The organism is Chitinophaga niabensis (assembly GCF_900129465.1).
Taxonomy (GTDB): domain Bacteria; phylum Bacteroidota; class Bacteroidia; order Chitinophagales; family Chitinophagaceae; genus Chitinophaga; species Chitinophaga niabensis.
The window spans coordinates 2,180,044-2,196,613 of record NZ_FSRA01000001.1; the positions used below are offsets into that span (position 1 = coordinate 2,180,044).

Sequence of the window (16,570 nt, forward strand, 5' to 3'; positions counted from 1 at the left end):
AACCTATAACTGTCACACTAATCCTATACCGGATGAAAACATATTTCTACAAACTCACCCTTATACTTTTGCCCGCACTGTTACCAGTGCTCACAAAAGCACAATCTTTCGGCAATGGTAATGCGCAGCAGGACCCATTAGCTTCCCAGTATTTCCTGAATCCTTTCCTTGGCAATCCTGCCATGGCAGGACTGGACAGTGGTCTCAGCGTGAATATCAGCTACCGCAAGCAATGGACGGAAATAAAGGACGGCCCTGTTACCAAACTGGTCACGGCAGATTACCAGGTAGATAAAAAAATGGGCGTTGGGCTCACCATCTTCAACGATCAGGCAGGTATCCTGGACCGTACACGGATTGGACTCACCTATGCTTATCACGTTGCGCTGAATGAAGCAAACAATGAATACCTCCATCTGGGTTTAACCATGGCGCTGGACAATAAACGCGCGATTCCTTCCAAAGTTATAGGTGATATGGACGATCCATCCATTCCCCGTTATAACAGCCGGGATAACTTCTTTGAATCAGACTTTGGTTTAACGTATGCTAATGACCGGTTCACTTTACAGGCTGCGATGCCTAATATGGTGAGCATGTTCCAGAATAAGAGTGATGTGGAATCACGCAACACTTCTACTTTCTATGCAGCTGCCAGTTACAAGATAGGTACCGGCCACCCGCAGATCAACTCATTTGAACCAATGATCGCTTTCCGCGGCGTAAGAGGTTATAAAAGCATTATAGATATTGGCGGTAATGTAAAAATGGCCAAAGGTTTCGCAAACCTGTTCGCAATGTACCATACCAGCAAAAGTTTTACGGCAGGCGTTGGCTTCCAGTTTAAGAACACGGTGGAAGTACAGGCCAGTTATACATCACAAACAGCCGGTATCAAATCCAATGTGGATGGTAACTTTGGACTGAGTATGAAGATCCGTTTGTTTAAGTAGTGAGCTGATGATCTGCCCAGGGATAAAACGGGACCAGTGAACCTGGTTCAAGATGACCTGTATCCGTACTATGCAGAAAGATGCCGTCTGTACGGGAGGCAGCCATGATATCTCCTGCGCCGGATGCATGTGCAGCCCTTACCCTTAAACCATTTTTATTTGTCAGAATAGCTGGTACTATATCGTCCAATGTGTGCACCGCAGCCCGGTAATCCAGGAAAGGTAAAAGCCAGGGTTTTACCATAGGCAGGTTCCAGCAGGCACGGATATAGGATTCCAGGAATAATTTAGCACCGGCCTCTACAGAAAACGCATTTGCCGGAAATAACATCACCCTTGTTTTGGTAGGGCTGTAACCAAACCAGAAAGGTTTGCAGGGCTTTGCCCTCACCCGGTGGAATACCTGTTCTATACCGCAATCCTGCAGCAACTTCGGCAATACCGGTGTATCCGTTGTAGTTAAACCGGCGCTGATCAATAAAAGGTCCGCATCCAGGGATTCAATGACAGCCTGTTCCAGAGCAGGTTCCTGCACTACTATCCGGGATACGGCCTGTATGCCATACTGTGCCAGTAAGCCCGCAAAAATATAACTGTTCGCATCCCGCAATTCACTGCCTGCAGAAATGATCACCACCTTGGGAGGGCGATGGACCGTAATATGATGAATACCCAGGGCTGCCAAAAGTCCCATATGCTGAAACTGTATCCTGCAGCCCGGCTCCAGCAAACGATCTCCTTCCGCCGCGTCTTCTCCTTTGCGGATCACATGCTGATGAACTTTTACGCGATCATTGGAAACAGATACATTCCCCTTCTTTTCTTCCACGTCCTCCCCTCCTATTACCGTGTCCATTTCAGCTGGTAAAATGTCGCCATTCCGGATCCTGATCACATGCCCTGGTAATGCTTCTTCGATAGCACTAATGGGAAATAATTTCTTTTTGGCGGTGTTATAATCACTGATGCGGATGGCAAATCCATCCCGGAGAGAACGGTTAAAGGGTGGATAATCCCTGTCTGCCGTTACAGGAGCCGCCAATACGCGGCCGATAGCTTGTTCTAATGGTATGCGCTCTGTACCCCAGCTTGTACGGCAAGCTGCAATCTGCTGTATGGCAGCGGTGACACTAATCATAATCTATCACATACAATATTTAATAATATCTATATTCAGATAGAAGTAAAATACATTTCTTTATTATTATTTCATACTTGTTTAATATTTCATTATTATTTATGACTATGAACATATTAGCCCCTTTCATTTGTTATATTGATTTATTTCACATTCAATTTTTATTATATCCCATTAACAATTGAAACATCCATGTTAATGTTAAGTGATTGTTAACAAGTATTCCTTAAATTTAATTATCCAATCTAGCTTATAGTCAACATCTGGTAGAAATATTCAGCTGAATAATCGGCTCAGCGTCTTATTTCATCACGAGTAAACTATGTCAAAAATGCATCAAGATCTTAAGGAACGCCCGCGTTTATATTATCCCTGGCCGGACCTGATCAGTCCCTATGTTGACGAGCTGGAAGAGGAGATAAATTACTGGTTATTACATTCTTACAAATGTATCCCTCCGGAGATCAAGCGTAAGTATGAAAAAACCCGCCTGGGCCACATTACCGCACGCTTTTTCCCTATGGCCAGCCGGGAACGGTTAACGCCTTTAAACATGAACTCACTCTGGGGCATTGCTTTTGATGACTACCATGAACATTGTACCATAGATCAGTTAAGAAGACTGAAACACCGGGTGGAAGACATCCTGATCGGCGCGCCGCCTTTAAAAGAAGAGAATGATATCTTCTGGCAGCTGGCAGCCATGCGGGATTCCTTTGCGCAATTCATGCCCACCAACTGGCTGGCCCGGTTCTCTAATAGTATGGGAGAATATATACAGGGCATGGTGGAAGAAGCACCTTTTAAAGAAAGGCTCGTTTCCCCCAGCCTTAGCGAATATATGCAAATACGCATGAAAGCAGTAGATGTATATCCGCTTGTTTCATTTGCGGAAGTAGTGATCGGTTACACCTTTCCGCGGGAAGTGATCTATCATCCGCTCATGCGGCGCCTGGCAGACCTTACCTGCCGCATCGTAGCCTGGTGTAATGATTACTTCTCTATCTGGAAGGAAGAAGATAAAGATATCATGAACATCATCATGGTAGTACAACATGAATATAATATATCACGGGAAGAAGCTTTTGCGGAAGCCGTAAGGATCCACCAGGCGGATGTGGAGGAATATATCCACCTCTGCGATCACATGCCGCACTTTGGTATTCATAATGAAAAAGTAAAGGAATTCATCCATCACAATAACCTGATGATCCAGGGACATAAATCGTGGTACGAAAAGGATACCCAACGGTATAAACCTGGTGGGCATCCCGAAGCCGACCAATTCAGAGGGGTTGAAGTAGTTGTGTGATTGTTCGTTTTTTAAAGGCCGGTGTTTTTACCGGCCTTTTTTGTGTATTGTAAAAATGGATTACATTAAAAATGTGGGTAAATCCATGCATGCAGTTCATCATTTCTTGTCATTTGACAAACCGTCGGCAGCCTATTTTCGGTATTGTTAGTTTACCAAACAATCTTTTTTATGGCAAAACAAACCGGAGTTATTAAAGTAACAGGTGCTATCGGCGATAAAGTCGGGTACATCGTGGACGGCGAACCCCTCATGCGAAAAAAAGCAGAAAAGGTCAACAGAAGCGAAGCAACCAAAGAAGCCGCTACCGACTTTGGCTACGCCAGTAAAGCAGGCAAGCTGATCCGCCGCGCAATGCGCCAGGGTGTGAACATCCGCACCGATAACAAACTCACCAACCGCCTGACCACATTCCTGCTGGAGGTCCTTTATGTCAGCAGCGAACAAAGGGGTAGCAGAGGTTTTACGCGGCAAGCGCTGGCAGGATTAGCTGGTTTCAGGTTCAATATGCAAACAGAGCTGAGCCAGCTGCTGAACTTCCAGCCCAAAGTAAAGCAGGACAAAAACAGCCTCCGCATTGCCCTCCCCGCTTTAACGGCGGACGATATCCGCCATTATAAAAACACTTCGCATGTAGAGTTCAAAGCCATTGCCCTGGGCGTGAACTTTTCCGAAGAGAAATACCAGGAGGCCGTAACAGATACAGTAATGATCGATTTCAGGAAACCTGCGGAGGCAAAGGAATTAGTACTTCCTTTTAAAGCAGGGAAAGACGAAACGATCGTGGTGTTACAGATAACTGCATACCATGAGTTGAATGGAAAACTCTACAAGGTAGATAACAAGAAATACTTTGTAGCAGATATCATAGATGTGATACCATCATTACAGGAGGAAGATGATACAACCATCGAACACCACAGCCGGCCCTCGAAGCAACCGCTCTTCCGGCTGCATGGAGAGCATACCTACCCTGCACCACAAAGGGAATAAACCAGGGCGGGGCGGGTGACAGGAATTGATGTGAAGTTTTTCTTCCAACAGGAAAAGTATGCCCGCAAGCTAAATTCAGCACATTTTTTGCAGTAAATTTGTATTATGAAACACTTGCTTACAGCACAATTACACTTTCAACCCACCAAAGGAGCTGTTATCTCCCCCGATAACGCCCAAATACTCCCTTAACCTCCTCTACACCTCCCCTCCACCTCCGGTACACACCCTCTCCACATCAAGTCCACCTTCCATTCGTCTTCCACAGGGCAACCATAGGCCTGACATGGCTTTCACCCTCATAGCATACCCGAAACACAGCAGGAGAAGCCTTCTTCTCTAAACCATCTTCACAAACAGACTGCCTACAGATATTTTACCCATGCAGCGCTACACCAACCGTAGCGGATCAGAATAATTACTTACTTTAGCCCGCAAATTGCAGGGAATTGCTCAACTACGCTCCGGACATATCTTTCAAAGGCAGGTTTCGTATTATCTTATTGTTAGTACTGAGCCTGTGCTCCTGCATTTCCTACATTCTCCCTTCCGGTCCCGGGCAGGGCTACTTCCAGGAATCACTGCTTTATGAAAATGAAAACCCCGAGGCCTGCAAACTGAGCCTTGGTATAGAAACTTCCGTAAAGAACAAACGTACTTTCAGCAAACAGCAGTTTGCAGGTATCTGTAATACCGTTACCCACAGCGATGAATACTTCCACCTGGCATCCTGGATCAGGCCGGCGTATTATAATTTCCTCCACCGGTTCAGCCTGTTTTAATCTCTCCTCATTTACCGCACATCAATTGTTTCCTACCAGGAACAAGCCATTGTATTTCTATTTTCCGTAAATTATAAATTCAAGTATTCATGAAATGCCCAAATTGCAACGAAACACTGCTCATGACGCAGCGGAACAATGTCGAGATAGATTATTGCCCGAAATGCCGCGGCATCTGGCTGGATAAAGGTGAACTGGACAAACTGCTGGAACAAGACAATAAACGCAGCAGCGACGAATACCGCCGGTACGACGACGACCATGATCATGACCGCCATAAACAACATCCCAGGAAAAAAAAGGGCTTCCTTGGTGACTTTTTTGATTTCGATTAATTCTTAAAAAACTCAGATAATGGAATTTATTATTCCCGATTTTGCCGATGCTTCCGTTTGGATCAGCCTGCTCACACTTTGTTTCCTGGAAGTAGTACTGGGCATTGACAATATCATCTTCATATCCATCGTGGCAGGGAAACTGCCGGAGCACCAGCAGCGTAAGGCCCGGAACATCGGGTTGGGACTGGCCATGGTATTCAGGGTAGCCCTTTTGCTATGCATCAACTGGATCATCGGTCTTAAAGACCCTGTAGTTAATTTCAAATGGCTGAATGGAACCGTGATCCCGCTAAGCTGGAAGGATATCATCCTGCTGGCAGGCGGCCTTTTCCTGATCGTTAAAAGCACACTGGAGATCCATCATAAACTGCAGACAGATGCAGATGAAGGACATAAAAAGACCCGTACGCCCCATAGCCTGGCTTCGGTGCTTTTCCAGATAGTGCTGGTAGATGCCGTCTTTTCATTCGATTCGATCCTGACCGCAGTAGGCCTGGTAGATAATGTGCTGGTGATGATCATTGCAGTAGTAGTATCCATCCTGATCATGATGCTTTTTGCAGGGCCTGTTACAAAGATCATCAACAAACAACCTACGCTGCAAATGCTGGCGCTTACATTCCTGATAGTAATAGGCGTGGTATTGATCGCAAGTGGCTTCCACCAGGAGATCAGCAAGAGTATTATTTATTCCTGCCTTGGTTTTTCATTGATTGTGGAGTTGTTGAATATAAGGCTGAGAGGGAAAAATGCGAAGAATGTAGAATTGAATGTGCCGAGGGATATTGAATAATTATTTACGCAGGGCAGCCCCGAAAGGCTGCCCTGGTTATAAAAGTATTTTCCTATTCAGGTGCAAGTCTTGTTGACAGATCTTCTGGTTTCAACCAGCATCAAAAATATTACCAGGAGATTGAGTCTGTATGCTCCCAATCAGTTTATCAAAGTTGCTGGTCATAAAGAAAACATAAGCAGGGGCACGTTTAATTGCCCACTGTTTCACCATCACCGTAACGATACGGATCTTAGAAGAATTAAGCAGTTTCAGTTCACCTACAATTCTCTTTAATTCTTCCACCTCCTTTTCTGGTAACATGGAAACCCTTGCGCGTCTTTCGTAAATCTCTATTGCCCAGTCAGTTTCAAGAAGAGCGCCTTGATCTATCTCATAGTCTTTATCATCCTGAATCAAAGACATTGCCGCCTTAGCATAAGGGTTACTTATATGCTGCTGTAGCAATTCCACAAAGAGGTTATTTAATCCTTCTTTCATAAAAGTAGTTTTACAAAGTTTCAAACAGGGAAACAGCAATACCCTGGCATTAATCTCCGAAAGTCGACCTGCCCAGAGAGCGAACAGCGGGAACAGGAAGCGCTCCAGTGACAGTTCCCCTTATTAGCATCTCACCTTCTCCAAACCTATCAGGAGATATTGTTATTTCTGAGTACTTAAAAAGCTTTATCAATATTATTCCCCCATTTGATTGTCCTCCATTTGTTGCAAAATTGTTTGCAATAGTAGGAAAAAGAGTCCACGAAGTAAAGACACTTCTATTATTATAATAATTATGCGCCGCTGGGTCTGTATGCCCTTTCCCTCCCCGTGGCCCTCCACGTGGAGTAGCCCTGCCAAGTAATGCGTTGGCATAATCCGGATGTCCAAAATGCACTCCCCGATACAAAAGAACATAATCATTTGTATGCAGCGTTGTTGTTGTTGAACCTTCTCCTCCCTTAGGTTTTCCGAAGTAATGTAAAACCGTAGCTACAGCTGAAACCATCGGAACTGCTAATCCAGTTGCTCCAACTTCGGGATTGAGCTCAAATTTGGAATTAAAATCCGCCCACGCCCCATTCCAGTAGTCACGATACAAAAAATTTGACAAGCCTCCTGGTGCCAAAAGTCCAGTCTGTTCAGCTCCTCTGGTAGCAGTATAGGCAGTAACTAGCTCGCTAAATACAACAGCTGGTGCCGCATAAGCATTTCCCTTTTTTGTTTGCTTTTTCTTCTCATCTTCGCCTCCATTTATATTAAATGTACCACTCTGTAAGGAAGAAATAATTTGATCAAAACCTGCATCTCCACGATCATACTTCCCTTCCCACAAACCCGTTGGATCATTTAACAAAACAGGGTTATTAAACCCGAAACGATACCCCGTCCAATCATAAGCTAATTCAGTTGCCGGATCACTATTCAGGAACCTTCCCAATTGGGGATCGTAGGAACGGACATTAAAATCGTATAATTCCAATCCACTTCCATCAGCAAACTCCCCGCTCTGTAATTCATTCCCATTAAACCCACGTTTATTTTGTAGCTTTCCTACCGCTTTAGAAGATATCCCACTCATGGTGAGCCCGAACGGATAGTAATGCGTTTCTTCCAACAATGGCCCCGGCTCATGCAACACCACCACATTATCAAAATACACATTCTCCAAGGATTCATTATTGGTATAAACATACAAATACCCCGACTTCTGCATAGTCATTTGGCTGGTGGCTAATGTCTGCAGTTCATCCGGCACTCCTTGCACCTGCCTGGCACCGCTATTACCGTCTACCAATTTAAACTGATCATCGAACAATACAAAATTCAAATATGCCCGGGGCTTATTTGTCTGGTTTTGCGAAGGATCCTGTTCTCTTAATCGTTGATAATCTGCCGGCGAAAAATTATTGGAAAGAGGAGATGCCGCATCTACGGAAGTACCTTTACCACCTGGTAAGTCATTACCAGCAAAAGCTCCAACCAAAGCGCTCAATATACTGCTTACAGGTGTGGCAGCGGTATGGGTTCCGGTTGATTTATAAAATGCTTTGGCACCTATTTGTACCTTATCCCCTGCCATCACTCTCAATACAAGTGATGGACCCGTTTTCTGACTACCAGCATCTCCATTCAGTCTGGCTACATAGTCATTCGGGCTGGTAGTCCCATCACTATACCCAGATGGCTTAGCTGTGCGTGTATTATCTATATTACTGAATAAAGCATTTTCCACTGCTCCCTGTGCAGGTTCCATGGTTGCTTTATACAGGTGTTGGGACGTTTCCTCTGTCAATACAGTACGTACATTCCCCAGATGATCTTTCAGGAAATAATCATATACGAATGATACCGGTTGACCTACGGTAATTTTGGCACGTATTCTACCTTCTTCATGTCTAACATACTGCAATTCGTTATTTTCATATACATAATCGCCAATATAATCTGTGGTTGTCACCTTTTCAGGACTAACGGTCTGATCTGTAACAATCTTTCTTTGCTTAACGCCCATGGCATCATATATGTACTCAATCTTTCCCTTGCCGGTAATATCAACCCTTTCCGGAAGGTTCAAATGATTATAATAAATGGAACTGATGTTCTTATTATGATCTATTATCAGATTACCATTCAGATCATAATCATAGTCCTCTGTATAATCAGGATGCTGATCTTTAAAATCGCCAAGCGCAGATGACGGATCGTTATACGCATCATTAACCTTGTATAGTTTATTCGTATATACATTACCCGTTTTTTGCAGTGTATAGAAAAGATCATCTATCTGTGAACTGCCTCCTGCTTTTAATCCCCATTGCTGCATGCGCATGATGTTGCCGTTAGCATCGTAAGCACCTGTAGCACCATTCCCCATTTTCACATCAAAATTAACACCAGCGCTTTGATCCCAGTTACTTCCGGCTTGCTGGGTAAAATCTGCTTTTAGCAACCGGTTAGCAGCATCATATTTAAAATCATATCTTCTGGCTACAGGATCATTAAATCCCTTCCATTTGATACCCGCAATATTGCCGGTAAACTCTTGGTTAGTAAAACCAGCATCATAACCAAGTTCCTGCCCAAAGTAATGCGCAACGGATCCGCTGACATACTCTCTATTGATCGCAGCCACCCAGCCTCTTATATTGTAATCATAGACAAGGTTTTCAAGAGGGTCCCCATTCGGCATTTTGAAAGTTTTCTCCTTAAGCTGGCCCGCTTCATCATATTCAATAGTAACAATATCCCGTTGAAGGTTGGTATCATCATCGTTCAACCGTTTGGTAATTTTATCGATCCGCCCACCGTCATCATAGCTGTTCATTGTCAATAAGGTAGTTTCCAAAGTCTGACTACTTCGGGGACTACGATGGCGGTGATAGTTGCTGAGCAGCCTCCCACTAAAATCATAGAGGTTCGTAATGATATCTATCCCGCCAGCAGCATTGTCTGACAAGATCTGCTGCACTCTTCCTTTTTTATCGTAGTAAGATGTGGTGGTTAACCATTCATCCATACCAAGTATCCGCACCTTACTTCCTGTCAACTGCCCCACTGGCATCTGGTTAACTGCAACCGCTTCTTTATAAGGATTATTTCCCTCCTGCGGCTTAGTATAATCTGCAGTGTAAGGGTCCTTTTTACCCGGGTAATCGTAATTATCGTAATAGGTATAAATTAGTACTTCCAGGTCATTCTCATCCAGGGAAGGCAAAGGATTATTAGCATAAATAGTTTCTGTAGTCTGAATGTCCGTGGAATCGAGTATTGTTTCAAACTCGCTGGTATTACTGTCAAATCCATCTATGAACTCAATGCTCTTACGGGCCTTATAGATAAGCCGGCCATCGTGGCTGGCGACAATCAGGTTAGTTGTAGTTGGAATAGTTGTAACGATGGTTTCCGTAGCCGTAGCGGTGGCCAACTCACTTTCCAGTTGGCTGCGATTCTGACTCGTAGTATAGAAAGCCTTCATGATAGGGCGGTTTAGCTCATCATATAAAGTTGTGAGCCATTTACCGGGCAAACCTGAAGCAGGCCGCATATTGCCATCCTGCATAAATACAAGCCTGTCCCTTACATCATACACCATCTCCACTGGCTGTGTGCCTGGCGCTTGTTTAACGATCACCCGTTTCCTGCCATCATATTCATTACGGAAGCAGAGTTCTCTCCGAAAAGTTGAATCCGCTAAGTTCCAGCCATTAGAAACAAGGTGCTCTACTGCTTTGGGTGGTAATACATAACGAAGATTACCCAGATCGTCATACACATAATAGGTAGATAACCAACCTGTGTAAGCACCACCAGGAGAAGTAGCTATCTGTACCTTCTTTAAGATCAACCGGCCTTCTTTATCCTTGTATTCTACTATTTTATGATTGGCTTCATCTATACTGATATTCACGTACAATTCTCCGGTGGGGTAATAACTATCCGAAACAGGATAAGCACCGGGAGATGTACTGATTGTCCAGAGGCGAACGGTATCTGCTGTTGTATTAACAAGATATTCCCGAGACACGCCTCTTCCACTTCCAGCCCAGCTATTACCTGGCGATAAAGTTTTAACTACACGGTTCAGAGGAGATTCTTCAAAATCCATTTTAGTGTATGTATACTGTTCTCCGGCATAGGCATTGATCATGTAAGTAGCCTGATCAAAGAAAGGATTGGTATTAAATGAGCCATCCACACTTTGCGAAGGATATGGAAGGAATTTATATCGTTCTCTTCCCTGATCATCGTAAATAACAGGGCTTACCATGTCTTTACCACCTGGTGTAATCTTCTTCGTTACCGTTTGAATCACCCTGCCGAGACCATCAATATACTGAGTTGTTGCATCTACCTCCCTTGTTGTACGGAAAGGAGAAGTAACAATACTGATATCAGAAGACGCCATTCCTGGTGTCCATGCGCGGATGAAATTAGTTTTTAATCCAACTGGATATGCAGGTGGTGCATAAACCTGACCAAAGAGTAGTTTGGGCAGGGATAATAATATGCAGATAATTATATGGACTAATTGTTTCATAGTACAGATCAATTACAGGGTGAAGTGGAAATAGTAAAGCCGATATTTGCTCCGGAATAGCCTTTCAGGTTCAATTCCGTAAACTGGACGACCGCACCGGAAGAAGGCCCGTTTTCAAGTACTTTACAGGTTAATGAACTGTTCGAGAAATATACACTCCCCGTATAGTCGCTATCTGCACTGTTAATATAGATAAGTGCTTTATAATAGAATCCTGCCGGCATACTGAAGTTTTGAACGTTTGCACCAAAAGCATCAGGGTAGATAGAATAAACAGTACCGTTAGGCCTGTAGAAGTCTACCTGGTAAATACGCCCACCCAGCCACGCTGATTCTGTTTCTATTTTGAAGTTAATGGTAGTGGACAGGCATTCGAGATTTGCATTTGCATAAGTCTGCCCGCTGGTAGTAATTTCATTATCAGCTTTTGCATCTGCATCTACCTGGCTGATCGTAGAAGAATATTTTCCTGCATTTACTTCATATATAAGTGTATCACCAATAAAGCCGCTTCCACAATTATTCCTTACAAACGTCTGACCTTTATAAACATTGAAATAAGTAGTCTGGCAGGTACCATGCGTATTTGCGTACGTCTGCCCGTTTGCATTAATATCTGCCTGTGCCTGGGCATTTGCATCCGCCTGGCTGATCTGAGAGGAATAAGTATTGGCAGGTACTGAATAAATAACATAGCTTCCAACACTGTTTGTACCACAGTTGTTTCTTGTGAAACCCTGATGCATACTTACATTATAAAATGCGGAAACGCAAACCCCGTAAGCATTGGCATAAGCTTGTCCATTAGCTGTCAGATCTGCCTGCGCCAGCGCGTCTGCCGCAGCTTGTGTACCGGCTGTATATTTACCTGTTGGTACAGTATATATAACAGGAGCCGTAACAAGTCCGGAAGCGCAATTATTCCGTGTAAAATAATCACTGTAGGAACTGCTATAATATATGGTACCGGTTAGCGATGGCAGCTCCACATACTGGTAATCCATTACCTTCTGTATATTTCTGTCTTTATCCCTGATTACCTTAAGCCGGTTGTAAGCATCATATTCATAATAAGTAGCACGTCCTTCTACATTCATCTCACTGCTCATTCCTACCAAAGGTTCATAAGTATATGTGTTCATCTGTGCTCCGGAGGGATATAACCGTAACTCATCTATTAACCCGGATCCGGATATAGTTACGCCTGTTGTACTATTCAATAAATGCTTATACAGCGTCCAGCCATTGGTAGTTGCGATGGCAGTGCCTGAAACACCATTAGCAAGTATACTGCCTCCTTTGCCCCAATAAGTAACTATATAGTTTCCAGAAGGCAATGTATTGCTTGTTATTGTTCCTGTCAGTGATAATACTTTCTCCCCGGTCGGAGCGGTTGCATCCTCCTGCCCTACTGCACTATAGCTCCAGTTTCCTTTACCATCTGCTTCAAAAGAAGTATAAGCTACCTGATTCTGCCGGGCGTTTGAGATTCTGGCTACCGGGTACTGTCCTTTGTAAGACCAGATATAGCTTTCAAAAAGATCGTTTTCTTTATGCGTTTCAAGTATATTCCCTGTGAGGTCATATGAATCAAAATTTTTATCCGATTTATAGGTTGGATCAAGTACTACATTAGCGCTATTTACCGAAACGGGAACAAATGTATTTGTTAATGATGCATTTTCTGTTGTAAGTATTTGGGCCGGTACCAGCTGGTCTTTCTTATATCTTGTAAAAGAAGAATTAACCAGCCATTTGGCAGGTTCATTTACTTTCTTTCTATACGTACGTTTTTCCAGTACGGTTCCCAGCATATTATATTCCTTCAACAGGAGCACTGACTTATTAAGATCTGATGTGGATGCCGGATCTGACAGGTCAGATGGATAAGTGTATTCGGTAATAACAAGGTCCTTGCTGGTTGAAGCTTGCTCGCTTGCCAAATACCCCTTGTCATTATAAGCATATTCAATAGTATTTATAATGGAATCAACCCCACTGTATAGGGTCGCCTTCTTACCTGTCATCTGCCATTTTCCGCCGGTAATAGTATAGGTACCAAATTCGTAAAAGGAAGGGATAAATGAATAATACCTGTTCAATGCACCGGTAACTGGTTCAAATTCAGGGGAAGTAGCATAGGGCTTTACCTTAAACCCTGTTAAAGAAAACTGATTAGATGGCATGTAGCTGAACTCTTCTTTCCTTATTTTATTAAAAGCATTGTTTTTATACTCGAAGTATTGCTTCTCATATAGTAAAGGCCTGTTCCAATAAGCATAATTGGTAACATACAAGGTGGTATAATCCGCAGTTTCATCAGTCAGGCACTCTCCACCAACACGTGGGCCTCTTGAGATACCGGCTGCATTATAGGTATTCAGTATTGCGTAATAATATTTTATCTTTCCATGATGAGTTTCCTGAATGTCTGAACCACCCATCATGTATTCATTTACTTCAGGATAAACAACATAACTCCCAATAAACCCGCCTGCATCTATATCTCCACTAGGCGATGTTCCGTATAACACCGTAACCCGAGGGTTTGCATGTGCTATTTCTGACATTGCCGGATCATGAACAAAACTTAATATTTTCCTGGCAAACATTGTATAGTTCATTTGCAGCTGAGGAATTCCATTCCCATTCTCATTTACACCATAAGTATATTTTTTAGTCAGTGTTTTATCATTTACAAGATCTTTGCTGTGAATTTCTTTGATCCGTAGCCCACCACCCTGGTGATTCTGATTACCTATTCCCATGTATTGATTAGACTCATATGTATACTCTGTGGAACCACCTGTTGGATAAGTAATTTTCTTTAAGGAAAAATAATTAGGTGTATATAAAACAACATCGCGTCTTATTCGCTGCGTCAGATATTGGCCAACGGCAACATCTACCGGATGTCCTGTTGATGTATCATTATATTGATAACTGAGTTTATCCGTTTTAAACTGGTCGTGATAAACAAGCCTGTAATCACCTTCAAGATAATACCCCCATTCATCTGCAGTTAAACCATCCCAAGCTATATTCCGGAAATAATAATCAAACCGGTAAACCTCTACGGCCTTATCATTCCTGTCACGGATCACAACCGAATCAAGAAAAGTATGCAAACTGTTATCACTGTAATAAAAACGTATGCTTTTGATCTTTACATTATCATAATCATACACTTTAATTGTATCCAGTAAATTTGTTCCCGTTCTACGATAGAATTTAACAATCTCTTTATCAGTACTGATCTCCTGATTAAAAAAAGTAGTATAAGCAGTATTGATACCCACGTCATCATCATGAATTAAACCCGCAGCCATCGGATTACATAGCACTGCGGTAGTAAAAGTGAAAGTTCTCAAATCATGCCTGTAGCCACCTGTAGAACCCAGTGTATAGGAAAATGAAACTTTGTCGCCCGTTGGTGTTTCAAGGTCTCTTAATGCCCAGGCAGTAGCCAGGTAACCGCCATATTGCAGGTTGGATGTTTCAAACACTCCTGCTCCTCCGGATGCTGTTGCACCAAAAGAATACTTGATCCCTGATTCATCCTTCACACGAAACCTTGTTATGCCATTTATATTCCCAATGAGCCCAAGATCATAGTTAAACTGTATATTGGAACGTTCTATGATCTGAACCGTTTTATTGGTTCTGTCGTTAATAACAAAACTGCCACTTTCAGTTGGCAATGAAAAGTTGAATATATCATATTCCCCATCTGCCTTTTCATCATTATATGGTTTTGGAGAATAATCATCTCCAAATTCAAACTGAAACTTGGAAACAAATTTGTCCGTACGGAATGCGTCTCCCTGATAATAATTCAAACTATCAGTCACAGAAGCCGAAGTTGGCTTACTGAATAATTCATCAGGGCGGCCATAAACACTCCTGGAAATGCGATATCCGGGATTCAGCGACCAGCCAACACCCACTTCCCCATTCGTTTGACCAAGCTTAATACCGGAGGCGTGATAAGACAGGTTTATGGGAATGGAAACGCCTTTTAACTCAATATTATAAAGAGGAATAGATATTTCCGGCAATCCATTATAGGCACTTACATTGTAATTAATGTATTTTGTAAACTCTGCAGTCTGGGGAGAAGGAGGAATTACTTTTCCTTTTTTGTCCTGTCCATAGGAAAATACCAGCGATGCCAAAGCAGCAATAACAAGCAATAGTTTTTTCATAATAATATAGGCTATTATAAATTTTTCAGAATTATCACCTCCCCACCTTCTCCTCCAGCGCCTTCAAACGCTTATTGATCTCAATTATATACAAGGTCTGCTCCTCCACCTTCTGCAACAACTTCTTATTCATCTCCCCCAGGTCAACCCCATTCTCTTCCACCTCCTTAGCCGAAGGAATCTCCGGTAAATGCCTATGCTGAAGAATGAACTGCTCCACCTCAAACAAAGAAGGTAACCTATACTCTGGCTCAAACACAAAATCCGCCCAGCCCTGCGCCGTTACCTTCACTTTCTGCGCCTTTACGTTCCCTTTCACCTGCAACTTATATGCAGGATCATCAGTAGCAGTACCTATCAGCACATTTTGTGATGGCGTCAGCCGCATCACTTCATCCGTACCATCTCCCACCGTAAACCACTGCGTATTCGCAGCACGATAAGCTCCCGAGGCTTTTACATGGAACATAGTGCCATGGATATAAGACATCACCATTGCATTACTCCCATCGGTAGTAGCAGTAGAGTTATCTATTCTTTGTATATCAGTATTATTGGCCTTTGCATTATTCCCAATAATTGTAGCCGCGCCGGACATTGTTTCTCCAAACGTAGCATAGTCTTTAACAATGTAGTTCTGCCCCCTGTTACTGAGCCTCACATTCCCGTTAACGATCAGAGCGGAGGTATTATCATCCACAGCATTGTTCACCATCGTCCTGTTCCAGATATCTAATATCGAAGAAAACATGATCGTAGGACCGATTGCATTCCTGATACCAAATGCATTCGAGCCGGTAGTGCCAAATCCCATCCATGCTACTTCAGTATTAGCCGAATTGATCCAGTGAACATAACGGCCTTCATCACCTTTTAAAGCCAATAATCCACCAACCGCATTTAGGATAATACGATTATTGGTCTCATTACCATTATTTGTTACACTCTGTAAGGTCGGCGGAGTCTGCGCCAACACTGCACTACTAACAAACAACACAGCCACGCTGCTAACAAGGGATTTTTTCATAGATATATA

The 16,570-nt window shown here is 43.1% G+C and carries 11 protein-coding genes; 6 read left to right on the plus strand and 5 right to left on the minus strand.

The features are described 5' to 3' along the window. Positions 1 to 32: 32 nt before the first annotated feature. Entirely contained in the window at positions 33 to 953 is a 921-nt protein-coding gene (locus tag BUR42_RS08390; RefSeq protein WP_084185463.1) for a PorP/SprF family type IX secretion system membrane protein, read from the plus strand. On the opposite strand, the gene BUR42_RS08395 is transcribed toward BUR42_RS08390, so the two are convergent. Further along, a complete protein-coding gene (locus tag BUR42_RS08395; RefSeq protein ID WP_074238798.1) occupies positions 946 to 2,091 on the minus strand; it encodes a molybdopterin molybdotransferase MoeA in 1,146 nt (381 codons plus the stop codon). The two genes, BUR42_RS08390 and BUR42_RS08395, sit on opposite strands and share 8 nt — an antisense overlap. A gap of 331 nt (positions 2,092 to 2,422) precedes the next feature. On the opposite strand from BUR42_RS08395, the gene BUR42_RS08400 reads away from it, so the two are divergent. The 5 genes from BUR42_RS08400 to BUR42_RS08420 all read left to right on the plus strand — a co-directional run bounded on the left by BUR42_RS08400 (position 2,423) and on the right by BUR42_RS08420 (position 6,309). Next, positions 2,423 to 3,403: a terpene synthase family protein gene (locus BUR42_RS08400; protein ID WP_074238799.1), complete on the plus strand. Its 981-nt coding sequence runs from the start codon at positions 2,423 to 2,425 to the stop codon at positions 3,401 to 3,403. A gap of 171 nt (positions 3,404 to 3,574) precedes the next feature. Further along, positions 3,575 to 4,396, plus strand: a complete 822-nt coding sequence (locus BUR42_RS08405; RefSeq protein WP_074238800.1) for a hypothetical protein — start codon at positions 3,575 to 3,577, stop codon at positions 4,394 to 4,396. Between the two features lie 449 nt (positions 4,397 to 4,845). Beyond that, positions 4,846 to 5,178: a hypothetical protein gene (locus BUR42_RS08410; protein ID WP_074238801.1), complete on the plus strand. Its 333-nt coding sequence runs from the start codon at positions 4,846 to 4,848 to the stop codon at positions 5,176 to 5,178. 89 nt (positions 5,179 to 5,267) lie between these two features. Next, positions 5,268 to 5,513: a TFIIB-type zinc ribbon-containing protein gene (locus BUR42_RS08415; protein ID WP_074238802.1), complete on the plus strand. Its 246-nt coding sequence runs from the start codon at positions 5,268 to 5,270 to the stop codon at positions 5,511 to 5,513. Between the two features lie 19 nt (positions 5,514 to 5,532). Continuing rightward, a complete protein-coding gene (locus tag BUR42_RS08420) occupies positions 5,533 to 6,309 on the plus strand; it encodes a TerC family protein (RefSeq protein WP_074238803.1) in 777 nt (258 codons plus the stop codon). A gap of 90 nt (positions 6,310 to 6,399) precedes the next feature. Here the strand turns inward: BUR42_RS08420 and BUR42_RS08425 are convergent, their stop codons facing one another. From BUR42_RS08425 to BUR42_RS08440, 4 genes are read right to left on the minus strand one after another with little or no spacing between them, the layout of a single operon-like run. Beyond that, positions 6,400 to 6,789, minus strand: coding sequence for a hypothetical protein (locus tag BUR42_RS08425; RefSeq protein ID WP_074238804.1), 390 nt, complete (start codon positions 6,787 to 6,789; stop codon positions 6,400 to 6,402). 49 nt (positions 6,790 to 6,838) lie between these two features. After that, positions 6,839 to 11,329 (minus strand): DUF6443 domain-containing protein, encoded by a 4,491-nt coding sequence (locus BUR42_RS08430; protein ID WP_084185465.1) that lies wholly within the window; start codon positions 11,327 to 11,329, stop codon positions 6,839 to 6,841. A gap of 8 nt (positions 11,330 to 11,337) precedes the next feature. Then, entirely contained in the window at positions 11,338 to 15,534 is a 4,197-nt protein-coding gene (locus BUR42_RS08435) for a DUF5977 domain-containing protein (RefSeq protein ID WP_074238806.1), read from the minus strand. Between the two features lie 34 nt (positions 15,535 to 15,568). Further along, complete coding sequence (locus BUR42_RS08440; protein ID WP_074238807.1) at positions 15,569 to 16,561, minus strand: hypothetical protein; 993 nt, start codon at positions 16,559 to 16,561, stop codon at positions 15,569 to 15,571. Between the last annotated feature and the right edge of the window lie 9 nt (positions 16,562 to 16,570).

Excerpts from the sequence above, each read along its gene's own strand:
- BUR42_RS08390 (WP_084185463.1), top strand. The coding sequence starts at position 33 with ATGAAAACATATTTCTACAAACTCACCCTTATACTTTTGCCCGCACTG.
- BUR42_RS08395 (WP_074238798.1), bottom strand. The coding sequence starts at position 2,091 with ATGATTAGTGTCACCGCTGCCATACAGCAGATTGCAGCTTGCCGTACA.
- BUR42_RS08400 (WP_074238799.1), top strand. The coding sequence starts at position 2,423 with ATGCATCAAGATCTTAAGGAACGCCCGCGTTTATATTATCCCTGGCCG.
- BUR42_RS08405 (WP_074238800.1), top strand. The coding sequence starts at position 3,575 with ATGGCAAAACAAACCGGAGTTATTAAAGTAACAGGTGCTATCGGCGAT.
- BUR42_RS08415 (WP_074238802.1), top strand. The coding sequence starts at position 5,268 with ATGAAATGCCCAAATTGCAACGAAACACTGCTCATGACGCAGCGGAAC.
- BUR42_RS08420 (WP_074238803.1), top strand. The coding sequence starts at position 5,533 with ATGGAATTTATTATTCCCGATTTTGCCGATGCTTCCGTTTGGATCAGC.
- BUR42_RS08425 (WP_074238804.1), bottom strand. The coding sequence starts at position 6,789 with ATGAAAGAAGGATTAAATAACCTCTTTGTGGAATTGCTACAGCAGCAT.
- BUR42_RS08430 (WP_084185465.1), bottom strand. The coding sequence starts at position 11,329 with ATGAAACAATTAGTCCATATAATTATCTGCATATTATTATCCCTGCCC.
- BUR42_RS08435 (WP_074238806.1), bottom strand. The coding sequence starts at position 15,534 with ATGAAAAAACTATTGCTTGTTATTGCTGCTTTGGCATCGCTGGTATTT.
- BUR42_RS08440 (WP_074238807.1), bottom strand. The coding sequence starts at position 16,561 with ATGAAAAAATCCCTTGTTAGCAGCGTGGCTGTGTTGTTTGTTAGTAGT.